We start from the raw sequence: 22402 nt of genomic DNA, 5'->3' as shown, positions 1-22402 counted from the left end.
TGGAATGTCCAACTATTGGGGGTCACTTCATAATTAGCAGGCTTTTCTCTTTTAAAACTACTTTTTCTTTTTCAGGAACTTCATCAAACGTCTGCGCTTTCGCTGCTGTGACAAAGTCAGTTTATTTTTCTTACCTTCATAAGGGTTCTCCGGCTCACGGAACTCAACTTTTATTGGCGTACCCATAACGCCCATGGCCTTACGAAAGTAGTTAATTAAATAACGCTGATAAGCACCGGGCAGGTCTTTTACCTGGTTACCATGAATAATAATACGAGGCGGATTATAACCACCAGCGTGCGCGTATTTTAATTTCACCCGGCGTCCGCTGACCAGTGGCGGTTGATGTTCTTCCTGCGCCATTTCCATTATTTGGGTCAGCTTAGAGGTACTGATGCGCTGAGTGGCACTCGTATACGCTTCTTCAACCGATTCAAATAAATGGCCGACACCGGTACCGTGTAAAGCGGAAATGAAATGCAATCGGGCGAAATCGACGAAGCCTAAGCGACGATCCAGCTCGCGCTTTATTTCTTCTTTGTGGTCGTTTTGCAAACCATCCCACTTGTTCACTGCAATAACAATTGAACGACCGGCGTTTAACGCAAAGCCAATTAAGTTGAGGTCCTGATCACTGATAGTTTCACGTGCATCAACCACAATAAGAACAACGTTTGCGTCCTCAATGGCCTGCAGGGTTTTAACCACCGAGAACTTCTCGATAGCCTCACCAATACGTCCACGCCGACGCACGCCGGCGGTATCAATCAACACATACTCGCGTTCATTGCGCTGCATAGGAATGTAAACAGAGTCACGAGTGGTGCCCGGCATGTCATAAACGACAACCCGTTCTTCACCCAGTATGCGATTGATTAAAGTAGATTTACCCACGTTAGGGCGACCGACAATAGCCAGTTTTAGTGGCAGCTTATCGTAGTCAATTTCATCATGCTCCAGATCTTCAGACTCAACATCCTTGGGCACGATAACGTCGGGATACTCTTCCGCTATTGGCTTAAAACAAATCTCGAGTAACTGCTCAACACCACGACCGTGAGCCGCTGCAATACCGTACAGTTCACCTAAAGATAACGAGTAAAAGTCAGCCATAGCCGAATGCGCATCAATACCGTCAATTTTATTGCAGACCAAATAAACTTTTTTGTTTTGCTTACGCAGGTGTTTTGCAATCGCCTGATCGCCAACAGTGACACCATCGCGGGCATCCACCATGAAAAGAACGACATCAGCCTCATCAACAGCAAGCAGTGATTGCTTCGCCATTTCTTCGTCAATGCCTTCTTCATCACCGTGAATACCACCGGTATCAATAACGATGAACTGAAAACCGTCGTAGTTTGCCTGACCGTATTTACGATCCCGGGTTAAGCCGGGAAAGTCCGCTACCAGTGCGTCGCGTGTCCGCGTTAAACGATTAAAAAGCGTGGATTTTCCCACATTTGGGCGCCCAACCAGCGCGACAACAGGTAACATCTCTAATTAACTTCCTGATTGAATATCGAGCGCGATGATATCACCGTCCCGAGTCTGTACATATAGAATGTTGTTATCAACAACGGGCTCAACATACACGCCGTCACCGCCAACTTCATAACGACCCACAATAGTGCCGCTTTCGCTATCTAACCAATGCAAATAACCTTCGAAGTCACCAACAACAACATTACCGCGATGCCATGCAGGGGCACTTAACTTACGACCGAACAGTTGAGTGTTACTCCAGCGTTCGATACCACCGCTTTGGTCTAAGGCGTAAACATGACTTTGAACATCGGTTAAGAAAATCCGGCCATTCGTCACCAGCATATTTTCAAACGCTTTGTAGTCACGCTTCCAGCGCACTTCGCCACTCATGAGTTCCAGCGCAACCAGTTCGCCGTTGAAAGCGATCATATACAGGGTTGTTCCCTGAGTGGCTGGTTTCGCGTCAACATCAGCTAAGCGTTCCAGTTCAGTACTGCCACTTGGCTTACCAATCGGTTGACTCCACGCCTGTTGACCGTTTTCTGCAATCAGTACCATGCCGGCGCCGTTACTGTCACCAACAACCACACCACCACTGACAATAGCAGGAGCTGATGCGCCACGAACCGTCAGCATAGGTGTCTGGTATTCATATTCCCACTGCTGTTCACCGGTTTCAGCATCCAGGCTAATAACCTTTCCGCCGCCCGTATGCACAACAACGCGACCTTCTCCGACTGCGGGATCTGACATCACTTCATTATTCACTTCGGTATGCCAGACAATTTCGCCATTTTCGGCGTTAAGCGCTACAACATCGCCATTTTCTGTGCCCAGAAAAATACGGTCATAACGAGCAACCAAACCACCGGCTATACGCGCCGGGAAAGGGCTTGAGAAAATACCGCTAAACCAGCCGTCATCAGTTGCTTCATCAAACTGAATCAACTCACGCAAATCAATACGCCACAAGCGTTCGCCTGTCGACTTATCAAATGCGCTAACCAGTCCGTTTCTATCGGCGGCAAAAACCTTTCCATACTCAACCACAGGATTAAGCCGGGAAAAATGCTCACCAATGCCGCTGCCAACAGAAGCATCCCATAAAACCTTTGGCTGAACTTGCTCTGAAATAGGCTGCAATTCAGCAAACTTCGGTTCTTCATCATCGTCACCGAAAACTGAGCATCCGGTAACAAGAATGGCAGCAGTAAATAGCAAGCTGCCTTTAGTAAAGCGTTTAATCAATTGCATTATGACTTAGCCAGGCTGTTGAGTTTCATTTGCAGAGCCGGAGTCAGTGACTCACCTGCCTGCAATGCGCGTTCATAAGCTGCACGAGCTTCTGCGGTATTACCCTGCTCGGCAAGAATATCGCCTTCAAGTTCCGCAGCAAAACCTGCGAAAGCTTCCGGCAAAGGCTTTTGAACTAAGCTTAAAGCCGTATCCAGTTGTTCCTGAGCAATTAAGACCCGGGCCAGGCGAATACTTGCTAAAGCCGACATATTTTCATCATCAGTATTGTCGACAACCGACTGTAAAACCGTCACCGCGGTTGCCAGATCGGTTCGCTCTGTTGCGTGTTTTGCTAATTCCAAAGCAACCAGTTGTGCATAAATATTTTCTGGGTTTTCGCTGACAAATTCCTGAGCTTCAAGCACAGCATTTTCGCTACCTTCAGACAGTTCCGTCGTCAGTTGCTGGTAGTTTGCTGAGGCACGCTCTTGAGTTTCCAACGTGTGCTGGTCGTAATAGCGCCAGCCATAAAACAGACCAAAACCAATAACAACGCCGGCAACAATACCTTTGCCGTGTTCTTTCCAAAACTCTTTTAAACGTTCTACTTGTTGTTCTTCGGTATTATCCACCTGACTACCCTCTTGTCAGTGGCTGCAGAGTCTCAATAAGGTCCTGCCAGCCCAGAGTTTGTTGTTCTTCAGCAGTACGCAACGGCTTGACCGTTACCTGCTGCTGAGCGATTTCATCGGCGCCGATAATCAGCGCAATTTCCGCACCCGATTTATCTGCTTTCTTCATTTGCTTTTTCATGGAACCACCGCCACAGTGACTGACCAGCCGCAGTTCCGGTAAATCATTTCTCAGCTGTTCGGCAATGCGCGGCGCGTTTAGTTCCGCCTCGTCACCTAACGGCATTAAGTAAGCATCAACTGTGCGTCTTGGCGTCAGTTTACCCTGCTCTTGCAATAACAGCACTAAGCGTTCCATACCCATGGCAAAACCTACTGCCGGAGTCGCCTTGCCACCCAGTTGCTCCACCAGGCCATCGTAGCGCCCACCAGCACAAACAGTGCCTTGTGCGCCCAAAGCGGTAGTGACCCATTCAAACACCGTGCGGTTGTAATAATCCAAACCACGAACCAAACGTTCATTCAGAGTGTACGAAATGCCGGCAGCTTCTAAGCGCGCTGTTAATTTATCAAAATGCTCTTTCGATTCCGCGTCCCAGTATTCTGATAAACGTGGCGCTCCCTCAAGAATCTTCTGGGTGTTTTGGTCTTTACTGTCCAGTATCCGCAGCGGGTTACTCTCAAGACGTCGCTTACTGTCCTCATCCAGTTCATCACTGTAATCAGACAAATAACTCTTGAGCGCATCTCGATAATTGGCACGCGCTTCATTAGAACCCAGAGAATTTAACTGCAGCTCAACCTGGTCCAAAATGCCAAACTCACGCCATAATCGAGCAGAGAGTAGAATGACTTCAGCATCTGCATCGGCACTTTCTAAACCAAAAGTTTCTATGCCAAATTGATGAAACTGACGATAACGTCCCTTTTGCGGGCGCTCGTAACGGAACATAGGCCCCATGTACCACAATCGCTGAATTTGGTTATAGAGCAAACCGTGTTGATTTCCTGCGCGAACACAGCTTGCCGTTCCTTCCGGGCGTAGGGTGACACTTTCACCGTTACGGTCGTCAAAGGTGTACATTTCTTTTTCGACAATATCCGTTACTTCGCCAATTGAGCGTTTAAACAGTTGCGTGCTTTCCAGCACCGGCATACGGATTTCACTATAACCGTAGCTTGCGGCAACACGCCGTATTACGGCTTCCACCTGCTGCCAGGCGGGACTTTGTTCTGGCAACAAATCATTCATGCCACGAATTGCTTGTATTGTATTCGCCACGGAGCCTTCTCGTCTGGTTATCGATACAGAAAATAAGCGGGTATTATAAGGACTTTGTCGATGCGGGTAAAATCAACCGTTAATTTCTTTTACGTCAATTTTATTAGCTTCAATAAACTTCACTTGCTCGCGAATTTGCGCTTCCAGTTCATCCACCAAATTATGGTTATCTAATCGCAGTTTTTGGCGCGCACCACCAATATACAAACCACTTTTATTCTTAGCACCAGCAAGACCTACATGCGATATTAAAGCTTCGCCCGGACCATTAACCACGCAGCCTATCACCGAAACATCCATAGGTGTGGTGATGTCTTCCAGACGCTGTTCCAGCTCATTCACCGTGCTGATAACATCAAATTCCTGACGTGAACAGCTTGGGCACGCAATGAAGTTAATTCCCCGCGCGCGGATGCGCAGAGACTTCAGTATGTCAAAGCCCACTTTAATTTCTTCAACTGGATCCGCCGCCAATGACACTCGCAACGTATCGCCAATACCTTCAGCCAGCAACATGCCTAAGCCTACCGATGACTTTACGGCACCGCTTCGTTTACCACCAGCTTCGGTAATACCTAAATGCAGTGGTTGGTCTATTTTTTTCGCAAGTAACCGATACGATTCAACCGCTAAAAAGACGTCGGACGCTTTAACGCTGACTTTAAAATCGTGAAAGTCGAGTTTGTCGAGAATATCAACGTGCCGCATAGCGGACTCAACTAGAGCTTCGGCCGTCGGTTCGCCGTATTTTTCTTGAAGGTCTTTTTCTAAGGAGCCACCGTTAACACCAATACGGATTGGAATGTTCCGTTCACGAGCCGCATCGACAACCGCTTTCACTCTGTCTTCACGACCTATGTTACCGGGGTTAATACGCAAGCAGTCAGCGCCGTACTCAGCAACTTTTAAAGCAATGCGATAATCGAAATGGATGTCAGTTACCAGCGGCACAGGGCTGCGCTGCTTTATAAATTTGAACGCTTCTGCGGCTTCCATCGTCGGAACAGACACCCGAACGATATCGGCACCCGCCTGAGCTAGTGCTTCTATCTGAGCAACCGTCGCATCGATATCGGTGGTTTCAGTGTTTGTCATAGACTGCACAGCAATCGGTGCGCCATCGCCAATAGGTACATTACCTACATACAAGCGGCGTGAAGGACGGCGTTTAATTGGATTTTCGTGCATCATAACGTTAAGTTGACCTCTACTACTCTTCTGACGGTACGGTAAAGCGCGCTACCCGGCCACTGCGGAACTGACTCATATCAACCGCATTACCGTTAAAGCTTACGCTAACAGCTTCCGGTTTACACAGTGTCACTGAAAACGGTGCTTCGCCCGGAACCGGCATGCGATAACCTGCGGCTTTTACACCCACAGCCTGAGTTTCACCCGAGGCGTCATCAATTTTAACCCAACATTCTTCATTAAAGTCCAGGACCAAACTAGGCGAGCTCACCTCCGGTTGCGGTGACGGCTCAATTGGCGTTTGTTGGGTATCGTCTGTTTCTGTGCTAGCTACTTCAGTTGCTGTTGGTTCTGCTTCTTCCGGTTCGTTATTATCAGTGGAAGCCTCATTCGTATCAGCAGCGCCGGTGTCCGTAGGCGTCGCTTCTGATGAGCTTGCGTTATCAGCAACGTCACCAGTACTGTCTTCTTCGTTGACAGGTTCCTGCACCGACTCTACGGCGACATTGGTGTCATCGGTTTCAACTTCTGATTCCAATACTGCTTCGTCTTCGTCCGGTCGAATTTGCGGTTCCGTTGGCTGGTTTGAAATTTCAATTCCACCCACACTATCCGCTTCATCATTGTCATTGGCAGGAACAACTTCGGAGCTCTCCTGCGTACCGTTTGTGTTTTCATTAAAACCAAGATCAGGTTCTTGCCACCACCAAATAACTAAGGCAATCACAATAATAATGACGACATAGGTAATCAACATTAAACGGTTGTCATTTTCCTGGTGTTTCTTTCGTCTTGAGAAACTTTGCATCTGGCTGCTTTCAACTTCCTTAAAGCCTTTCGCTTTGTATGCTTGAAACAGCTCGGTGTCATTTAAGTCGAGCAGTTTGGCATAAGCTCTCAGGTAACCTTTAATAAAGGTTGCCGTAGAAAAAGTTGAATAGTCGTCAGCTTCCAATAACTCAATAATCTGTTTTCGCAAACGCAATTGGTCTGCCACCTCGCGTTGGCTTAAGCCTTTGGCTTCGCGAGCTTCTCTTAGTATTTCACCAGGACCTTTACTCGGCTGTTGTTCTGTTTCTTCTACCGCTTCTGGTTCTGTTTTTTCGTTATCTTTGGTTGATTCGTTTTCAGCAGTCATGATTGTAAGGGGTTTCCCTGTTAAGGTTGAGCTGCATCGTGACTTGTCCGCGCCAGACATTCGGCCTTATTGGCTTTCGCTCTGGCATGATGTGGATACGCTGGATCCAATGTCACTTTATCAAAATACGTCAGTGCTGTTTTCCAGTCACCAGCCACACACAGTGCAACCGCATAGTTATTGAACAATGCACCGCTCATAGGTTGCCATGATAATGTCTGTTGGTAAAGTGACAAAGCTGAATCAACATCATTTGTCGCTAAATACCATTGCCCTGAGGCTAATGAGGCATCCAGAGACCGAGGATTATTCGTTAATGCTGTTTGCAAATGCGGATGAGCCAGCTTTAGTTTCCCTTGCGCTAAATAAGCAAGCCCAAGCTGCAACCGTACATCATTACCCTCAGACACCGTTTGTTCAGGGTTAGCGGTACAACCATATAGCGCTAAGGCTATCAATAATAAAGCGGCTCGCATTATCACACTCCTTGTGCCTGCGATTCTGTTAATTTACGCGGTCTTTACAGCGATGGCTTCCCCGCCACGTTGTTTCTGCTGACGCTTCAGTATACGTTTTGTACGATCAACAACATCACCAACCAATTGCCCACAGGCTGCGTCAATATCATCACCGCGAGTTTTCCTTACCATCACAGTGAAACCGTACTCCATCAGCACCTTAGCAAAACGGTCGATACGCGAGTTGCTGGAACGGCCGTAGTCCGAGCCCGGGAACGGGTTAAACGGAATTAGGTTAATTTTACTTGGGGTATCTTTGAGTGTTTTTGCCAGCGCATGCGCTTGATCGGTTGAATCATTAACATGGTCCAGCATGACATACTCTACCGTGACTTTACGCTGAGCTTTTGACTGCTCAACATAACGACGGCTGGATGCCAGAAATTCTTCAATATTGTACTTTTTATTAACCGGTACAATCTCGTTGCGCAGTTCATCGTCTGGTGCGTGCAACGAAATTGCCAACATGACATCGATGCGTTCACGCAACTTCTCCAACGCAGGAACAACACCTGAGGTACTTAACGTGACGCGACGCTTCGATAAACCAAAACCCAGGTCATCTAACATTAATTCCATGGATGGAACCACATTGTTTAAGTTAAGCAAGGGTTCACCCATGCCCATCATGACAACGTTCGTTACGGGTTTAATTCCGGTTTTTCCATAAGCCCCTAACAGCTGGTTCACTCGCCACACCTGGCCAATGATTTCCGCCACACTGAGGTTACGGTTAAAGCCCTGAGCTCCGGTTGAACAGAAAGTACACTCTAATGCACAACCCACCTGAGAGGACACGCACAACGTGGCGCGGTCACCTTCGGGTATCCAGACGGTTTCAACATCCTGACCGTCAAACAAGGTCATCGCGAATTTGATGGTGCCATCCGACGACTGCTGCTGTTCACGCACTTCCGGCGCGCGAATCTCAGCCACTTGCTTGAGCTTTTCACGCAAGGCTTTATTAAGATTCGTCATCTCATCAAAGTCATCGACACAAAAGTGATACAGCCATTTCATAACCTGTTCGGCACGAAACGGTTTCTCACCCATTTCACGAAAGAATTCTTTAATTCCTTCACGATTCAGGTCAAGTAAGTTCACTTTTTTATCTATTGCGTTGGTCATAAAGCTCCGGTTCTTTGATGTGCTTCGACGTACTGTAGCCTGACATTCATGTCAGGTGAGATCCTGACGTAAACGTCAGGCTACCTAAGAGCATCAGGCTACATTCAAATACAGTCTTAGCGAGTACGCTGGCACACTTCTTCGTCGCTGAAGAAATACGAAATTTCGCGTGCAGCAGATTCAGTTGCGTCTGAACCGTGTACCGCATTTTCGTCTATAGTTTCAGCATAGTCGGCACGAATGGTTCCTGCCAGTGCTTCAGCAGGATTCGTTGCACCCATGATGTCGCGGTTTTTACGCACAGCGTCTTCACCTTCAAGAACCTGAACCACGATAGGGCCTGAGGTCATGAATTCAACCAAAGCGCCAAAGAAAGGACGTTCTTTGTGTTCTGCGTAGAAACCTTCCGCCTGTTCTTTGCTTAAGTGCATCATTTTAGCACCAACAATGCGAAGACCGGCAGATTCAAAACGATTGTAGATAGCGCCGATTAAGTTTTTTGCAACTGCATCAGGCTTGATAATTGATAGAGTGCGCTCTAAAGCCATGGTTATAAACTCCAATAAAATAAAGGGATAAGTTAGTCGCGCGGATTATACGTGAGATCAACACAGAAATCGAATACCCAGTGATTGTTTTTTCACTGATTCTCAGCTAGGATGCTAAAACAGATTAGCCATATAGACGTCTATTTGACGATAAGGAGTTCTTACATGGCGAACAATGAATACGAACAAGCAACCCTCGGCGGCGGCTGCTTCTGGTGTGTTGAGTCTGCTTTCCTTCAGGTAAAAGGCATTCAGTCGGTTAAATCGGGCTACACTGGCGGGCATACTGTGAACCCAACCTACGAACAAGTTTGCACGGGAAACACAGGACACGCGGAAGTCGCTCAACTCCACTACGATCCAGAGCAGATTTCTTACCGTCAAATCTTAGAAATCTTTTTCACCCTGCACGACCCGACTCAGGTTAATCGTCAGGGTAACGATGTGGGTACGCAATATCGCACGTCGATTTTTTATCATAACGATGAGCAAAAGCGAGAAGCCGAAAAAATTATTGCCGAGCTGGAAGCGGATGACGCCTTTGCAGCGCCGATAGTAACCGAAGTCACCGAGTTAGGAACGTTTTACCCGGCAGAGGACTATCATGAAAACTACTACGCCAGGAATCCGGAAAACCCGTATTGTCAGGCAGTCATTTCACCTAAGCTGGCTAAATTCCGTAGAACCTTTTCCGGCTTGCTGAAAGACTAAGCGGACCCTCGCAAGGTATTAATAGTGCGGTGGATAAGCTCTACTGCACTGTCGATATCGTCTTCCGACGTATAACGACCAATACTAAAGCGCAGTGAGCTCATTGCCAGCTCATGCTCAACCCCTAATGCGCTGAGCACATACGAAGGTTCAACACTAGCCGACGTGCAGGCCGATCCGGAAGAAAGCGCGAGATCTTTTAACGCCATTAACAGCAATTCGCCATCAACCCCGGCAAAGCTGATGTTGGTAATATGCGGCACGCGCTGCTGGTCAGAGCCATTCAGCGTCACACCGTCCAACTGGTTAATTCCCTTCCATAAGCGCTGACGCAAGCTTTCAACCCGTGTAGGCTCAAGCTCCAGCTCAGTACGGGCAAGTTCAGCAGCAACCCCCATACCCACAATTTGATGGGTCGGTAAGGTGCCTGAACGCATGCCTCGCTCGTGTCCACCACCGTGCATTTGCGACAGCAACCGCACTCTGGGAGTCCGACGTACATAGAGCGCCCCAATACCTTTAGGTCCATACATTTTATGCGCGGAAAGTGACAATAAATCGATGGGCAGTTCGGCCATATTCATCGGAATTTTGCCGGACGCCTGAGCCGCATCGACATGAAATACGGTGCCATTCTCACGACACAAATCACCAATCGTGGTGACATCCTGAGTCACACCAATTTCGTTATTCACCAGCATGACGCTCACCAACACCGTATCTTCGCGTAGGGCGGAACGGAACATATCCATATCCAGCAAACCATCGCTACCGACATCCAGGTACGTGACATCAAAGCCTTCTTTTTCTAACTGAGCGCACGTATCCAATACCGCTTTGTGCTCGGTTTTCAACGTGATGATGTGTTTGCCTTTAGCCGAGTAATACTGAGCGGCACCTTTTATTGCCAAGTTATCTGACTCAGTCGCTCCGGACGTAAAAACAATTTCGCGGGCATCGGCATTAATCAGATCGGCGATTTGATGCCGGGCAACGTCGACGGCCTCTTCGGCCTGCCAACCATATTTGTGCGAACGCGACGCCGGATTACCAAAGAGGCCGTCCTGAGTTAAGCAACCCATCATTTTCTCTGCTACAACAGGATCGACCGGCGTGGTTGCAGCATAATCAAAATAAAGGGGTAACTTAGGCACTTCGTCGCTCCTGACAACTATTAACTAATGGATAATGTTTCGAATAAAATTTATAGGTGAGAGTTTAGCTTAATCTCTTTTTCGCTGCTTTTATGCAACGCGTTTTGCCGGCTCAAAACATCGCCAACATCTTTCTTTTTCATTAGCTCAGCCAGCGTAATTCCGTCCAGAAAGTCAGAGATTCTATCGCTCAGGCCTTCCCATAGGGAGTGGGTCAGACAACGCTCACCGCCCTGACAATTGGCTTTGCCCTGGCAGCGGGTTGCATCAATCGATTCATCCACTGCATGAATAACCGCCCCGACAGAAATATCATTGGCCGGACACCCCAAACGATAACCACCACCAGGGCCACGAACACTGTCTACCAACCCATGCTTGCGTAAGCGTGCAAATAGCTGCTCTAAATAGGACAGTGATATTCCCTGACGCTCAGAAATATCCGCTAACGGTACGGGACCATTTGCCGTAAATAGCGCAACATCCAGCATAGCTGTTACTGCGTATCGACCTTTTGACGTCAGGCGCATGGCGATTTCCTCTGCTGTTTAATTCATCGTTAATGTAATGTGATTCTACATTCCCGACTATTTTAGTCAAGTATTGCCTGTCGATTTATCCACAGAGGCTAAAATGCCGCGTAAAATATTAATTTCATTCTCTTCCGGACGCGCCCGATTAAACAAGCGACGTAATTTCGTCATGACTTGCCCCGGGTGCTGACGAACAATAAACCCAGTCTCGCCTAAGGTTTTCTCAAGGTGCTCGTAAAACCGTTCTAAATCTTCGGCACGCGGGTATTCCGGTAAGTCTTCAGGAGCACGTTGTTGTGACTCGAGCCACTGCATGCGCAATTCATAGCACACCGTTTGTACCGCCATAGCCAGGTTCAGGGAGCTGTAGTCCGGGTTCGTCGGTATGTGTAAGTGAAACTGACTTTGCTGTAGCTCTTCGTTAGTTAATCCACTGTTTTCACGACCAAACACCAAGGCTACCTGATGCTGCCCTGCTTCTTCCAATACTTTACCGGCACATTCCCGCGGGCCTAGCAGCGGCCAGTCCAACGTACGATTACGGGCACTGGTGGCAATGACCAGGCCACAATCAGCAATCGCTTCTTGCAGAGTATCGACAATAGTTGCTGAAGCCAGAATATCGGTTGCGCCGGCGGCCAAAGCTGAAGCGTGACTGTCTGGCTCCTGCACCGGATCAACTAAAGTGAGCTGAGACAACCCCATAGTCTTCATGGCACGGGCGACTGAGCCTATATTACCGGTGTGCGACGTGTTCACCAGAACAATACGAATGTTATCAAGCATGGCGTTTCCCTTGGATATTTCTCGACTTATGGAAAAGTTTGGCATGATACCGTAACACTGGTATGATCCGCGACCGAAAATTGTTCTTTTACAGCACAGGTAATTGGTATGCATCCGATGTTAAATATTGCGGTGCGCGCAGCGCGTGCGGCCGGCAAAATTTTAGTTAAAAATTTCGACCAGGGAAGCCCTGTTGAAGCCGAATCAAAAGGCTTAAATGATTGGGTTACCGATATGGATAAAGCCGCTGAACAGGCTATTATCAACACCATTAAAAAGTCCTACCCGAACCATGGCATCATTGCAGAAGAAAGCGGCACCCAGGCTGGAGAAGAAAATGACTTCCAGTGGGTTATCGATCCGCTCGACGGCACCACCAATTACATGCGCGGTATCCCCCATTTTTGTATCTCTATAGCGTTACTCCACAAAGGTTCTGTACAACAGGCCGTTGTTTACGATCCTATGCGTGAAGAACTGTTTACCGCATCGCGCGGCGCAGGCGCGCAGTTGAATGGCCGTCGTTTACGTATTTCACCTAAGGTGGAGTTAAAAGGCGCTATTCTGGCAACGGGTTTCCCGTTCAAAATGAAAAACCGTACGCCCGAATATTTGGAAATGTTCAGCAAGCTGTTTGAACATTGTGCCGATATTCGTCGTGCAGGCGCAGCCGCATTAGACTTAGCCTACGTAGCCGCAGCGCGCCACGACGCTTTCTGGGAAATGGGCCTTAAGCCCTGGGACATGTTAGCCGGCGAATTATTGGTTCGCGAAGCCGGAGGCATAGTCAGTGACTTTCAGGGCGGTCACAACTACATTCAGTCAGGCAACATAGCAGCCGGTGCGCCAAAAGCATTAAAACAAATGCTGGCACAAATTCGCTAAGCTGTTTTTAAAAACAAGAGCAGTAAGCCCATAAAGCAAAACGCCGTCTGAGGTAACCCAGACGGCGTTCTTTTTTATAATTCGATTTCTTCTAAATCGAGCTCTAGCGAGTAATCCATTTCAGAGAGTTCTTCCCGCAACCGGTACTTCTCTTTTAGTTGTTCTATTTCACGCCATTTACGTTTTGCGGCGCGGCCCTTTCCAGACTTGTCATTTACCTTTTGCAGTTCTTCTGAATGATCCATGGTATGACCCTCTGCTATTTTGATACAACTTTTTTAATTATGGTATTAGCGCTGCAGTTAATCTGTTTATTAACAAAAAAACCACAACTCATAAGTACCACACACCCGGTCACATTAAAAGAACTTTGTTACGCTTTTGTTAACAGGGTATGGCAAAGGTGTGAAGAATTAGGTGATCAACTCAACTTGCGGGTAGAACCTTAATTTTAAACCGCTTTTAGCTGGGGGAACAAGGATCTGTCTCATTTACTTACAAATTCGTAACTTTATAAATTGACTACTGACGACGCTTTTTATTTACTAAAGCTAAAAGTGCAAAGGAAAAATAAAAATGAGCCAAGAACGGTCTTTAGAAGTTCAACGAGAAGAGTTTAAGCAGCGACGTTTGCTGGCAACCCCTCTGTCAGGACTTATTGCCTGGTGTGTTATTGCTGCCAGTTCCTTATTTCTGGAGCCATTCCCCCTGTCACTCGTTACCTTCATAGCAACGGGCTCTATTGTCTATTTAGCACTTTTCTTGTCTAAATTTACAGGCGAAAACATGCTGGATAAGAGTAAGCCGAAGAACACTTTCGACAAACTCTTTATGCTAACCGTGCTTATGTCAGCATCGGTATACGCCATCGCTATTCCCTTTTTCCTTGAAGACTATACGTCCCTACCCTTAGCTATTGGCGTTTTAACCGGCCTCATGTGGATCCCAATTTCATGGATAATCCAGCATTGGATTGGTATTGCTCATGGATTAGCCCGCACAATACTTGTTGTTGCAGCATGGTATGCCTTTCCTGAGCATCGTTTTTTGGCTGTTTCTCTGGTTATTGCGGCACTTTATATTTTCGCCATTGCCGTGTTGGAAATCAGATGGCGCAAGCTCAAACGGGTATCTAGTTAGACTTTTGTTTCAACTTGGCTAATTCTTGAGCCGCCGTGTTTAAATTCGACGGTGCGCGCTTGGGCTGATAATTCAATATATATTCGACCAGTCCTTTACGTTCAAGAACAGGCACGCTGGGTGGTGAAGACAGTTTAACCCGTGCGCTGCGATGTGAGAAAAACACAACGCCGTCTATCCAGGTAAATGCGCGGTTTTTCTTCAGGTGCTCAGCTAAAACATGAACCTGTTTTTTTAACTGTTTTATTGGATTGCGAACTTTGGCTGTATAACGACCACCTTTGCGCCCTACTTTATGGGCTATCCAATTAGGGGATAGCTCATCTCCCGTTACTTTAGAGTTATTGTTTTTCACTTCTACTACAAACACACCGTTAGGGCCCACAACAATTAAATCCAGCTCCGTAAACCCGCGTTTTGCTCGCGAGTTGGGCACATCAACCTGGTTAAACAAAACATAGCTATCGGGGAGTTTTTCTAAAAGCTTCAGTGTTTTTAATTCACCCTTAGCACCTGAACGCTTAGTGGATGCCGCTCCAATAACACTGAATAAATAGGCTAGCCCAACAATCCACCAGAGGTTTGGTAATTCGTACATTAAAAAACCCGCAATAGGCGCGCCAATAATAGCGACCCATACGCGGGCTTTATTCACTTCTTGCGAAAGACGATTTTTGGTTATGTACTGCGTGTCGGCCATGACAATTTGACTGCTTTATTTCCCAAACTGGTGCCATATTAAACCATCAAAGCCGTCATTCGTCAGCTTTATCCATTACTGCTTTTGCCTTATTGCCTCAATCAGTTCGTCTTTTGTCATTTCACTGCGGTTATCAATATCAAGCTGCTGCGCCCGGTTATAAAGCTCATCTTTGGTGCGCTCTTCCAGCCCTGTATTGGGGTTACCTGTCCCCTGAGTAGTGGTGTTATCGGTAAGCCCCTCTTCGCGTCGCTGCTTATTCACAGTGCGGCTGGCAATCTCTTTCGCCTCATCCGCACTCTTGCCATCATCCAGCTGTGACTGCTTGATGTGCTGATACATTCGCTCGTCTTTATCGCGCCAAACGTCCGGCATAAGGGCCTCCTCTCCTATTAATCCTAGTACAACACATCTTAAAATAAAGATACGCGGGGCATCTTTACGGTTTGTAGAATAGAGTAGGTGTAGTCGTGAAGATCTGATGCATAAAGGCTAACGTAGTTAAGTGAAAGACATTAAGTAGCCTGTTTATGAACCTGACTGAATCTGAAGTATCGCGCGTTATAGAAATGGCGTGGGAAGACCGCACGCCATTTGAAGCTATTGAAGAACAATTTGGCCTGCAGGAGAAGCAGGTTATTAAGTTTATGCGCTCGCAACTTAAGCCCGGCAGCTTTCGCTTGTGGCGGGAACGTGTGTCGGGGCGCAATACTAAACATCGTAAACTGCACCCCGCCGGAGTGCTGCGAGGCTACTGCCCAACACAATATAAACAGCGTTAGGCAATAACGCCAGATATTGTTTTTTCATATTGAAAGTACTCTTGTTATCAGTTTTTCGGTTAGAGTATATCAGTCAATAGAGCACTGCGAGCAGCGCTCTTTACCTGTTAGTAGCCTAGAAATACGGTTTCGGTTACGCGCAAAGAATAAGTACGCTTTATCGGCAAACCAACGAATGACAGGCCAGCGTAAAGGCGCAATCATCCAGCCTTTCCCCACCAGCGACCAGGCCGTATAGGTGACATCCAGACCATAAATCATTTCACCAGAGCGAGTCTGCCCGTGTAAATACTGGTTAGCCTTAGCAACGTCTACTGCAGGATAGCGCTGATTAAAATCCGGCTCGTTAATATTCTCAAACTGGATCTTTCTTTGTTCATCCAGCTTCCTTAAATGACGCATCTCTTTCACGCATAACGGACATCCACCGTCGAAGAAGATAACAAGTTTCGAACTTTGCTCTGACATTAGAACCACCGTTTTGCGAATTGCAGCTTCTTATACGCTGTTTTTGCGTATTTGACTCATAACGTAATGCTAAAATCGGTTTGCTTAGCCCACAATACGATATTGCCGAGCAGCCAGACTTAATAGGCAATGCTAGTCTCTTTATGATACCTGGCGCAGACGCGCTGTAACTCGCTCCAAAATAAGAGGCAAGGATGCCAAAACTCTCTAAAATTCGTCTCGTTTACTTAGCGGCATTTTTTATCGCTGCCTTTTGTGCCTTGCCTGCAGCCGCATTGCAGGCTTCAACGCAAACTCAGCTCGCAAAAGTGTATGAACAGGACACAAGCAACCCCATCAGCGACTATTTGGTGAGTGAAAAATACGACGGTATCCGGGCTATCTGGACAGGCTCGCAACTACTGACCCGACAAGGCAACATGATATCAGCTCCAGCATGGTTTACTGAACCGCTACCCGCTGTTTGGCTCGACGGTGAACTGTGGACAAAACGTCAGAACTTTGAGGCTTTAAGCTCTATTGTGCGCACCCAAACACCAAAGGATAATCGCTGGCGACAAGTGAAATATATGGTGTTTGATATGCCTGACGCACAGCAGCCTTTTGAAGAGCGATACAAAAACTATTCCAACTTAATTGCGCAAATAAACGCTGAGCATATTAAGCCGGTTAAGCAGCAACGGTTTCACTCCAACCATGAGTTAAGCGAACACCTGAAAGCTGTGGTTGAGCATGGCGCAGAAGGCCTAATGCTACACTTGGCAACGGCGCTTCATCAGTCGGGCAGAAGTGACGCTTTATTGAAGCTAAAGCCCTATTTCGACGATGAGGCCGAGGTCATCGCGCATTTACCCGGCCAAGGTAAATACACCGACATGCTCGGTGCGCTGCGCGTGCGCAATCAACAAGACGTTGAGTTTTCTATTGGCACCGGATTCACCGACGCTGAACGCGCTAACCCTCCGCCTGTCGGGAGTATCATTACCTACAAGTACCACGGTTATACCAATAATGGCGTGCCGCGCTTTGCCAGCTTTTTACGAATTAGGGAGGGTGGGGAAGGTGAATGACTTTCCAGGCAAGATGTTCATACGTAATATACAGAAACTAGAAATACTGACACCCGATACGTTACAGGGTACAGTTTTAGGATGGAGACGCCGAGATAGTAAATTATGAAGATTATCACTGAGGTATTCGTATGTTAATGCACAATCCACCCCACCCTGGTGAAGTTGTACGAGAGCTTTGTCTCGAGCCTCTTAGTTTATCTGTAACCGCTGCAGCGGAAGCTTTGGGCGTAAGCCGGAAAACGTTAAGTGCGTTGCTGAACGGCAAGGCTGGTATTAGCCCTGAAATGGCTATCAGGCTCTCAATCGCATTTAATACTTCGGCGGAAAGCTGGCTAAACCAGCAGTCTCAATATGAACTTTGGCATGCCGAGCAACATCGTAAAGAACTCAAGGTTAAGAAGCTCGTTGCCGCATAGTAGAGCAATTAACGGTTGAAGCTCCAGCATATACTCATGCGCGCCGCTATAATTAATCTCAAAAGTTCCAACAAAATTTAGAAATTCTTACATGACCATAAAAATTCAAACCGCCACCATTAACGATATTCTCACCATAGACGCGCAAATACCCGAGTTTGATGGTCGCAATACCCCCGACAAAGTCGAAGCGCGCTTGCATGGCAAAAACGCACTTATTCTGTCTGCGTCTGAGGGTGGCCAACTGGTCGGCTTTAAGGTCGGCTATGAACTGAGCAAGAGCACTTTTTATAGTTGGATTGGCGGTGTGATCCCGACACTCCGCCAACAAGGTATTGCCGACCAACTGCGAATTTATCAGGAGAACTGGGCCTATCAGCAAGGCTACCGCTTCATTCAGGTTAAAACCATGAACCGCTATCCGGCTATGCTTCAGTTTCTAATTTCCAGAGGTTATCAAGTGGTGGGTTACGAAAACTCTGATACGCTTACGGAAGGCAAAATCGTTTTCCAAAAAGCCCTAAGCGAGGCACACAATGAACTCAACCAAAATTAATTACATTGAACTACCGGCGCGGAGCCTTGAAGCAACTAAGCGCTTTTTTCAGCAAGCCTTTGGCTGGGAGTTTGTAGACTATGGTCCGGAGTACGCGGCGATTCAAAATGCCGGACTCGATGGCGGGTTTTACCAATCTGATTTGGTTGCTCAAACGTCAACGGGCAGCGCGTTGGTGGTTTTGTACAGCAAAGACCTCGAGCAAAGTTTGAAAAACGTTGAGGATGCGGGCGGTAAAATCATCAAGCCGATATTTGATTTTCCCGGTGGTCGACGCTTTCAATTTACTTGCCCTAGCGGCAACGAATACGCAGTATGGTCAGAATAATCAAAATAAAATAAGGAAAACCATGTCTAAATTTACGGAATACAAAGTCATTCACGTTGCTGAAGGTGGCTGTGGCACTCTGCTACTGGGCTCAAGTGGTCTGCCGTTAAAGAAAATTGAATCGACTTTGAACCAGGAAGCGGCCGACGGCTGGCAAATGGTGTTTCAGGTGCTGGAACAAAAACGCTTTTGGCTGTTCTGGACACGTGAAGCCGCAATTTTAACTCTGGCCCGATAGAACCGACCATGGTAAAGCGGTTCATTTTAGCGTCAATTCGTTGGTATCAGCGGCGTGGCGGTTCGCGTCGCTTTTTTAATACCGACTGTAATTTTGAGCCGTCCTGTTCGCACTATACTTACCAGGCCATTAACCAATACGGTACCTGGCGAGGTATAAAACTCGGTGTAGCACGCATGAAGCGTTGTGACGACCCTGACTGCGTTAATAAAAAACATGATCCAGTTCCTTAAATAAGGTAGCCCTTATGTCTTACGATATGTCTTCTGAGCAGTTGCGCGATGAAGAAGAAGCTCTGCGTAAACAAATACGCGAGCTAACGTCTGAGCAGCGAAAAGAATACTACCGCCTTGAAGGTCAAAAAATAAAAGACCCAGACACCTACGCGGTGTTGAACTGGTTCATTATGGCCGGTTTGCATCACTTTTATTTAGGCAACACGCAGCGCGGGGTTATCAACCTCTGTGTCATGCTGGTTGGCCTGGTTTTCTTACCTTTCTTGCCTATAGTCGGGGTTATTATTCTTGTCGGTATTGTCATTGTAGAGCTGCCGCAATTGTTTAAGTCACAACAAATTGTTCATGCATACAACAATAACGTCATGCGCGAGCTCATTCATAAAGTTAAATCAGATAACGCCTAAACGTCTCTCAGGCAAAGTCTTTCAGCCTGAGATGACCCTCTATTGAATCGGCAAGCGCTTTGGGCACCTCATGTTCAGTGGCTAATTCCCGCCACTGAGACACCGCGTTAATCACCTCATCAATAATGGCATCAATTTCTTTGCGCTCTACCTTTGGTAACTGAACGTCCGCCAGCGCGTAAAAGTCGTCACGGGTATGGCCGCTGCGCTTGCCATTTAAAGACATCCAGTGCTGCTCTACCCAGGGGTTTCCGGGTTTGTAGCTAAAGGCAACGTCGTAAGCGGGGCTCAACCGCCATTGCTTGTCCTCCAGCATAAAACCAAAGTTCTTGGAGTGATCATCGTGGTTGGTTGCTACGTGGTTAAACACCGTACGACGGAACAAGTCTATAGCGTCCGCCCGCGGCAGCCGTAGCTGACGGGCAACCTGAAACAGCTCTTCATAAGAAAACGCGCCAATGTCATGGTAGTTCACGTGCTTAATAGCAGTTAGCGTTTGAATATGCTTTTTCTCATTACCTATTCTGTCAAAGCGCTTGGTCACAAAATGGCGGCGGTTGCCTTCATCCAGCAGGTGGCATGGCATCATATGAATACCCGCTTTTGTGGCCATTAAGTAATACACATACTCCATGGCACCGTAACCTAGCGGGTCGCCAAAGGTTTGTTGAGAAGGGTCGCGCTCTTTTACTCCGTCAAACTTCAGCAGATAATGCTCAAACCCTTCGGGCACAAGTCCCTGCCCGGAACGAACCTGACTAAAGTCCTTATTAAATGCCAGTACCGCTTTTGGCCTTGCGCCACCGGCGCTGGTGCCAACCGCTAATAAGGCCTGCATCATTTCTTTGTCTGCCGTGTCGTCAAAGTGCGTACGCTGGCGAAAGCCCTTTCGCGCATCAAGCACTTCCTGCGCTAGCCTCATTAAGCTCTCAAGCTCAATGTCTTTGTTTTTAGCGTTGGTTTGATTCTTACGCGCGGGGTGATACTCAAGAGCGCCCATGCCCCGCTCGCCGGTATACTGAAGCCGTTCAAGCGGGCTCAGAGGTTCTATGCGATCGGGCTGTTGCGCAACCCATTGGTTCAGCACCGCATTACCGAAGTCGTCGGGCAAAGAGTCCGCCAGCATGCCCGGAAGGCCTCTGAACGTATCCCAGTTTAACCCCGGAAAGGAGTAAATTCGCCCCTTCTCGGCGGGCATGGTTAAAGGCGCAAGCGGAATGTTTTTTTCGACAAACTCAGATAAGTACTCGAACCGCGCAGCCGTGTCGCCTTTGTTATAACTTAAGGCACCGACAGGCTCACCTTTGTAGCGAACTTCAATGGTATTAATCACCAGTCCAGCTCCTCATTGTCAGCAGGTTTCACACGCGTTTTACCGCTGGCTCGTTTCTTCTGTTTGGTGCTGCTTTTGAGTAGTTGCACAGGAGAAACGCCCTCGTCCGGGAATGCGGCCAGTAAATTGTCGATATGCCCCAAAGCCTGAAGAATTGCGACATAGGTCGGTAAGGTGCTTTTACCACCCTCCGCGGATTTAACCGCATTCAGTGAGACATTAGCTAAGGTCGCTAAGTCCTCCTGAGTTAAATCCTGATTCAACCGATACTGCCTGACTCGCTGACCAATGATGGTTGAAATGTGATCATAATCCATATAACGGAACCTTAAATAGACTTTAATATGATATTTAGAGTGTAACAGACTATTTAAGGGACGTAATTGCTTTTATATAAAAGACTTTATATGGACTGTAAAGTGGCTAATTCATGTTATAAGCCTTTTTAAGGGCTATAAAGTATTATTTAAAGAGGGTTGTTAATAACACTTGATTTGAGTATGAATCGATAGTCCGCTTCGTGCCAGGAGCGGACGTTATGCGGTTATTTCTTTATGTTCCATCCCCAGTAATCCCGGTTGTCAGGTTCTGCAGCCAAATATGGAGTGTCAATACCCAACATAGCAGCAATAAGCTTTGTGTTAAATGAGGTCAATTCAAGGCTGTAGTTTTCATCTGGGTAGGAGAATCCGATCGGATATCCACCGTACTTTGCTTCATGCACAAGTTCATTTCTTTGTATGCTGAGTACGCTTTTTCTACCCGTTGAATCTAATTCAGCCCACGATGGCAATTTTAAATTATACCTTTTTGCAAGCTCTACGGGGCGCTCGGCATGAAATTTAGCTTTAATCCCCGACATTTTATAAAGGCCGTCGAGCGTTTTATACTGTGAATCAAATCTATCCCAATCGAAGTAATACGATTGGCCGATTAAATGCCAATGAATAGAGGAAAACATCTGTTTCCTTACTTCACTATCGTTCAAAAGATAAAACTGGTTTATAGCCTCCATGCCATTAACGTAATCATCACCTGATAGGCGTAAACCGTTTAATTTACCGAGCTCATAAGCTGTCCGACCTAAATATGAGTAATCTTCTGGAGTTAGGTATATGCCTTGTAAAAAACCATAACCCAGTATTAAGAACCGGAGATGCTCTTCTGTGCACGTATTTGAAATTATTTCATGCGTCGGGCTTATACGAAAGAATGACAAACAGTTAACAGGACCGCGTTCTCTAAACTTTCTATTCTCATTTGCGGTTTTCTTAAGTTCTTGTTCTGGTCCGTAAAACCAGCCATTGCTAACACGAGCTGATTGATAAAACTCTTCCACAACGCTATTAAACTCTGGAATCGGAGCTACTCTAAAGCAACTGCACTCAAATGATTTTTTGTCGATTAGAAACCCGAATTTCATAGTTACGGCCTTTTAAATATAAAGTTACATCGTTGCCACAGCGGTAAGTACTCCTAAACCACTTCACTTCTT

Annotated in this window: 30 protein-coding genes; 11 read left to right on the top strand and 19 right to left on the bottom strand. The window is 47.0% G+C overall.

Annotated elements, in window-relative coordinates; translation table 11 throughout:
• Nucleotides 1-57 precede the first annotated feature (57 nt).
• From der to ndk, 9 genes are all read right to left on the bottom strand, one after another.
• Nucleotides 58-1497 (bottom strand): ribosome biogenesis GTPase Der, encoded by a 1440-nt coding sequence (der, locus tag CWI78_RS09675; protein ID WP_126782591.1) that lies wholly within the window; start codon nt 1495-1497, stop codon nt 58-60.
• A 6-nt stretch (nt 1498-1503) separates the two neighbouring features.
• The gene (bamB, locus tag CWI78_RS09670; RefSeq protein WP_126782589.1) at nt 1504-2742 is read right to left on the bottom strand and encodes an outer membrane protein assembly factor BamB; all 1239 of its coding nucleotides are present in this window, start codon (nt 2740-2742) and stop codon (nt 1504-1506) included.
• Nucleotides 2742-3356, bottom strand: coding sequence for a YfgM family protein (locus CWI78_RS09665; protein ID WP_126782587.1), 615 nt, complete (start codon nt 3354-3356; stop codon nt 2742-2744). Before CWI78_RS09665 ends, bamB begins: the two co-directional genes overlap by 1 nt.
• 4 nt (nt 3357-3360) lie before the next feature.
• Entirely contained in the window at nt 3361-4638 is a 1278-nt protein-coding gene (hisS, locus tag CWI78_RS09660; protein WP_126782585.1) for a histidine--tRNA ligase, read from the bottom strand.
• 72 nt (nt 4639-4710) lie between these two features.
• Entirely contained in the window at nt 4711-5829 is a 1119-nt protein-coding gene (gene ispG, locus CWI78_RS09655) for a flavodoxin-dependent (E)-4-hydroxy-3-methylbut-2-enyl-diphosphate synthase (protein WP_126782583.1), read from the bottom strand.
• Between the two features lie 19 nt (nt 5830-5848).
• Complete coding sequence (locus CWI78_RS09650) at nt 5849-6967, bottom strand: RodZ domain-containing protein (protein ID WP_126782581.1); 1119 nt, start codon at nt 6965-6967, stop codon at nt 5849-5851.
• A gap of 20 nt (nt 6968-6987) precedes the next feature.
• Nucleotides 6988-7443 carry a tetratricopeptide repeat protein gene (locus CWI78_RS09645; protein WP_126782579.1) on the bottom strand — a complete coding sequence of 152 codons (456 nt, stop codon included), beginning with the start codon at nt 7441-7443 and terminating at the stop codon, nt 6988-6990.
• 33 nt (nt 7444-7476) lie between these two features.
• A complete protein-coding gene (rlmN, locus tag CWI78_RS09640) occupies nt 7477-8613 on the bottom strand; it encodes a dual-specificity RNA methyltransferase RlmN (RefSeq protein ID WP_126782577.1) in 1137 nt (378 codons plus the stop codon).
• 116 nt (nt 8614-8729) lie between these two features.
• Nucleotides 8730-9161, bottom strand: a complete 432-nt coding sequence (gene ndk, locus CWI78_RS09635) for a nucleoside-diphosphate kinase (protein ID WP_011235266.1) — start codon at nt 9159-9161, stop codon at nt 8730-8732.
• Nucleotides 9162-9326: 165 nt separating this feature from the next.
• On the opposite strand from ndk, the gene msrA reads away from it, so the two are divergent.
• The gene (gene msrA, locus CWI78_RS09630) at nt 9327-9872 is read left to right on the top strand and encodes a peptide-methionine (S)-S-oxide reductase MsrA (protein WP_126782575.1); all 546 of its coding nucleotides are present in this window, start codon (nt 9327-9329) and stop codon (nt 9870-9872) included.
• On the opposite strand, the gene CWI78_RS09625 is transcribed toward msrA, so the two are convergent.
• From CWI78_RS09625 to trmJ, 3 genes are all read right to left on the bottom strand, one after another.
• Complete coding sequence (locus tag CWI78_RS09625) at nt 9869-11026, bottom strand: IscS subfamily cysteine desulfurase (RefSeq protein WP_126782573.1); 1158 nt, start codon at nt 11024-11026, stop codon at nt 9869-9871. The two genes, msrA and CWI78_RS09625, sit on opposite strands and share 4 nt — an antisense overlap.
• Nucleotides 11027-11076: 50 nt before the next feature.
• Nucleotides 11077-11556, bottom strand: a complete 480-nt coding sequence (gene iscR / locus CWI78_RS09620; protein WP_126782571.1) for a Fe-S cluster assembly transcriptional regulator IscR — start codon at nt 11554-11556, stop codon at nt 11077-11079.
• A 66-nt stretch (nt 11557-11622) separates the two neighbouring features.
• On the bottom strand, nt 11623-12345 hold the full coding sequence (trmJ, locus tag CWI78_RS09615; RefSeq protein WP_126782569.1) for a tRNA (cytosine(32)/uridine(32)-2'-O)-methyltransferase TrmJ: 723 nt from the start codon (nt 12343-12345) through the stop codon (nt 11623-11625).
• 108 nt (nt 12346-12453) lie between these two features.
• Here trmJ and suhB point away from each other — a divergent pair, with 108 nt between their 5' ends.
• Entirely contained in the window at nt 12454-13230 is a 777-nt protein-coding gene (gene suhB / locus CWI78_RS09610) for an inositol-1-monophosphatase (RefSeq protein WP_126782568.1), read from the top strand.
• A 74-nt stretch (nt 13231-13304) separates the two neighbouring features.
• Here suhB and CWI78_RS09605 read toward each other — a convergent pair whose 3' ends face one another.
• Entirely contained in the window at nt 13305-13475 is a 171-nt protein-coding gene (locus CWI78_RS09605; RefSeq protein WP_126782566.1) for a DUF3545 family protein, read from the bottom strand.
• 331 nt (nt 13476-13806) lie between these two features.
• Here CWI78_RS09605 and CWI78_RS09600 point away from each other — a divergent pair, with 331 nt between their 5' ends.
• Nucleotides 13807-14370: a DUF7010 family protein gene (locus tag CWI78_RS09600; RefSeq protein WP_126782564.1), complete on the top strand. Its 564-nt coding sequence runs from the start codon at nt 13807-13809 to the stop codon at nt 14368-14370.
• Here CWI78_RS09600 and CWI78_RS09595 read toward each other — a convergent pair.
• Nucleotides 14363-15070 carry a nuclease-related domain-containing protein gene (locus CWI78_RS09595; RefSeq protein ID WP_126782562.1) on the bottom strand — a complete coding sequence of 236 codons (708 nt, stop codon included), beginning with the start codon at nt 15068-15070 and terminating at the stop codon, nt 14363-14365. The two genes, CWI78_RS09600 and CWI78_RS09595, sit on opposite strands and share 8 nt — an antisense overlap.
• 75 nt (nt 15071-15145) lie before the next feature.
• Nucleotides 15146-15445 (bottom strand): Rho termination factor N-terminal domain-containing protein, encoded by a 300-nt coding sequence (locus CWI78_RS09590; protein WP_126782560.1) that lies wholly within the window; start codon nt 15443-15445, stop codon nt 15146-15148.
• A 155-nt stretch (nt 15446-15600) separates the two neighbouring features.
• Between CWI78_RS09590 and CWI78_RS09585 the strand changes: the two genes are divergently transcribed.
• Nucleotides 15601-15852: a TIGR03643 family protein gene (locus CWI78_RS09585; RefSeq protein WP_126782558.1), complete on the top strand. Its 252-nt coding sequence runs from the start codon at nt 15601-15603 to the stop codon at nt 15850-15852.
• A 69-nt stretch (nt 15853-15921) separates the two neighbouring features.
• Here CWI78_RS09585 and CWI78_RS09580 read toward each other — a convergent pair whose 3' ends face one another.
• Nucleotides 15922-16320 (bottom strand): thiol-disulfide oxidoreductase DCC family protein, encoded by a 399-nt coding sequence (locus CWI78_RS09580; RefSeq protein WP_126782556.1) that lies wholly within the window; start codon nt 16318-16320, stop codon nt 15922-15924.
• A 194-nt stretch (nt 16321-16514) separates the two neighbouring features.
• On the opposite strand from CWI78_RS09580, the gene CWI78_RS09575 reads away from it, so the two are divergent.
• The 7 genes from CWI78_RS09575 to CWI78_RS09545 all read left to right on the top strand — a co-directional run bounded on the left by CWI78_RS09575 (nt 16515) and on the right by CWI78_RS09545 (nt 19574).
• The gene (locus CWI78_RS09575) at nt 16515-17390 is read left to right on the top strand and encodes a DNA ligase (protein ID WP_126782554.1); all 876 of its coding nucleotides are present in this window, start codon (nt 16515-16517) and stop codon (nt 17388-17390) included.
• A 137-nt stretch (nt 17391-17527) separates the two neighbouring features.
• Nucleotides 17528-17809, top strand: a complete 282-nt coding sequence (locus CWI78_RS09570) for a HigA family addiction module antitoxin (RefSeq protein WP_244213107.1) — start codon at nt 17528-17530, stop codon at nt 17807-17809.
• Nucleotides 17810-17900: 91 nt separating this feature from the next.
• Nucleotides 17901-18365, top strand: coding sequence for a GNAT family N-acetyltransferase (locus CWI78_RS09565; protein ID WP_126782551.1), 465 nt, complete (start codon nt 17901-17903; stop codon nt 18363-18365).
• A complete protein-coding gene (locus CWI78_RS09560; RefSeq protein WP_126782549.1) occupies nt 18346-18693 on the top strand; it encodes a VOC family protein in 348 nt (115 codons plus the stop codon). Before CWI78_RS09565 ends, CWI78_RS09560 begins: the two co-directional genes overlap by 20 nt.
• 22 nt (nt 18694-18715) lie before the next feature.
• Nucleotides 18716-18931: a DUF4177 domain-containing protein gene (locus tag CWI78_RS09555; protein WP_126782547.1), complete on the top strand. Its 216-nt coding sequence runs from the start codon at nt 18716-18718 to the stop codon at nt 18929-18931.
• An 8-nt stretch (nt 18932-18939) separates the two neighbouring features.
• Entirely contained in the window at nt 18940-19164 is a 225-nt protein-coding gene (yidD, locus tag CWI78_RS09550; protein ID WP_126782545.1) for a membrane protein insertion efficiency factor YidD, read from the top strand.
• A 14-nt stretch (nt 19165-19178) separates the two neighbouring features.
• Entirely contained in the window at nt 19179-19574 is a 396-nt protein-coding gene (locus CWI78_RS09545; RefSeq protein WP_244213106.1) for a TM2 domain-containing protein, read from the top strand.
• A 7-nt stretch (nt 19575-19581) separates the two neighbouring features.
• Here the strand turns inward: CWI78_RS09545 and CWI78_RS09540 are convergent, their stop codons facing one another.
• The 3 genes from CWI78_RS09540 to CWI78_RS09530 form a co-directional block, all read right to left on the bottom strand.
• Complete coding sequence (locus tag CWI78_RS09540; protein ID WP_126782543.1) at nt 19582-20907, bottom strand: type II toxin-antitoxin system HipA family toxin; 1326 nt, start codon at nt 20905-20907, stop codon at nt 19582-19584.
• Nucleotides 20904-21224: a helix-turn-helix domain-containing protein gene (locus CWI78_RS09535; protein WP_126782542.1), complete on the bottom strand. Its 321-nt coding sequence runs from the start codon at nt 21222-21224 to the stop codon at nt 20904-20906. Before CWI78_RS09535 ends, CWI78_RS09540 begins: the two co-directional genes overlap by 4 nt.
• 227 nt (nt 21225-21451) lie before the next feature.
• Nucleotides 21452-22330 carry a hypothetical protein gene (locus CWI78_RS09530; protein ID WP_126782540.1) on the bottom strand — a complete coding sequence of 293 codons (879 nt, stop codon included), beginning with the start codon at nt 22328-22330 and terminating at the stop codon, nt 21452-21454.
• Nucleotides 22331-22402: the final 72 nt, after the last annotated feature.

The sequence above is a fragment of the Idiomarina ramblicola genome (assembly GCF_003987255.1).
GTDB classification, from domain to species: domain Bacteria; phylum Pseudomonadota; class Gammaproteobacteria; order Enterobacterales; family Alteromonadaceae; genus Idiomarina; species Idiomarina ramblicola.
This window is presented reverse-complemented; position numbering and strand designations above follow the sequence as displayed.

Excerpts from the sequence above, each read along its gene's own strand:
- der (WP_126782591.1), bottom strand. The coding sequence starts at position 1,497 with ATGTTACCTGTTGTCGCGCTGGTTGGGCGCCCAAATGTGGGAAAATCC.
- bamB (WP_126782589.1), bottom strand. The coding sequence starts at position 2,742 with ATGCAATTGATTAAACGCTTTACTAAAGGCAGCTTGCTATTTACTGCT.
- ispG (WP_126782583.1), bottom strand. The coding sequence starts at position 5,829 with ATGATGCACGAAAATCCAATTAAACGCCGTCCTTCACGCCGCTTGTAT.
- CWI78_RS09650 (WP_126782581.1), bottom strand. The coding sequence starts at position 6,967 with ATGACTGCTGAAAACGAATCAACCAAAGATAACGAAAAAACAGAACCA.
- CWI78_RS09645 (WP_126782579.1), bottom strand. The coding sequence starts at position 7,443 with ATGCGAGCCGCTTTATTATTGATAGCCTTAGCGCTATATGGTTGTACC.
- rlmN (WP_126782577.1), bottom strand. The coding sequence starts at position 8,613 with ATGACCAACGCAATAGATAAAAAAGTGAACTTACTTGACCTGAATCGT.
- ndk (WP_011235266.1), bottom strand. The coding sequence starts at position 9,161 with ATGGCTTTAGAGCGCACTCTATCAATTATCAAGCCTGATGCAGTTGCA.
- msrA (WP_126782575.1), top strand. The coding sequence starts at position 9,327 with ATGGCGAACAATGAATACGAACAAGCAACCCTCGGCGGCGGCTGCTTC.
- iscR (WP_126782571.1), bottom strand. The coding sequence starts at position 11,556 with ATGCGCCTGACGTCAAAAGGTCGATACGCAGTAACAGCTATGCTGGAT.
- trmJ (WP_126782569.1), bottom strand. The coding sequence starts at position 12,345 with ATGCTTGATAACATTCGTATTGTTCTGGTGAACACGTCGCACACCGGT.
- suhB (WP_126782568.1), top strand. The coding sequence starts at position 12,454 with ATGCATCCGATGTTAAATATTGCGGTGCGCGCAGCGCGTGCGGCCGGC.
- CWI78_RS09605 (WP_126782566.1), bottom strand. The coding sequence starts at position 13,475 with ATGGATCATTCAGAAGAACTGCAAAAGGTAAATGACAAGTCTGGAAAG.
- CWI78_RS09600 (WP_126782564.1), top strand. The coding sequence starts at position 13,807 with ATGAGCCAAGAACGGTCTTTAGAAGTTCAACGAGAAGAGTTTAAGCAG.
- CWI78_RS09595 (WP_126782562.1), bottom strand. The coding sequence starts at position 15,070 with ATGGCCGACACGCAGTACATAACCAAAAATCGTCTTTCGCAAGAAGTG.
- CWI78_RS09590 (WP_126782560.1), bottom strand. The coding sequence starts at position 15,445 with ATGCCGGACGTTTGGCGCGATAAAGACGAGCGAATGTATCAGCACATC.
- CWI78_RS09585 (WP_126782558.1), top strand. The coding sequence starts at position 15,601 with ATGAACCTGACTGAATCTGAAGTATCGCGCGTTATAGAAATGGCGTGG.
- CWI78_RS09580 (WP_126782556.1), bottom strand. The coding sequence starts at position 16,320 with ATGTCAGAGCAAAGTTCGAAACTTGTTATCTTCTTCGACGGTGGATGT.
- CWI78_RS09575 (WP_126782554.1), top strand. The coding sequence starts at position 16,515 with ATGCCAAAACTCTCTAAAATTCGTCTCGTTTACTTAGCGGCATTTTTT.
- CWI78_RS09570 (WP_244213107.1), top strand. The coding sequence starts at position 17,528 with ATGCACAATCCACCCCACCCTGGTGAAGTTGTACGAGAGCTTTGTCTC.
- CWI78_RS09565 (WP_126782551.1), top strand. The coding sequence starts at position 17,901 with ATGACCATAAAAATTCAAACCGCCACCATTAACGATATTCTCACCATA.
- CWI78_RS09560 (WP_126782549.1), top strand. The coding sequence starts at position 18,346 with ATGAACTCAACCAAAATTAATTACATTGAACTACCGGCGCGGAGCCTT.
- CWI78_RS09555 (WP_126782547.1), top strand. The coding sequence starts at position 18,716 with ATGTCTAAATTTACGGAATACAAAGTCATTCACGTTGCTGAAGGTGGC.
- yidD (WP_126782545.1), top strand. The coding sequence starts at position 18,940 with ATGGTAAAGCGGTTCATTTTAGCGTCAATTCGTTGGTATCAGCGGCGT.
- CWI78_RS09545 (WP_244213106.1), top strand. The coding sequence starts at position 19,179 with ATGTCTTACGATATGTCTTCTGAGCAGTTGCGCGATGAAGAAGAAGCT.
- CWI78_RS09535 (WP_126782542.1), bottom strand. The coding sequence starts at position 21,224 with ATGGATTATGATCACATTTCAACCATCATTGGTCAGCGAGTCAGGCAG.
- CWI78_RS09530 (WP_126782540.1), bottom strand. The coding sequence starts at position 22,330 with ATGAAATTCGGGTTTCTAATCGACAAAAAATCATTTGAGTGCAGTTGC.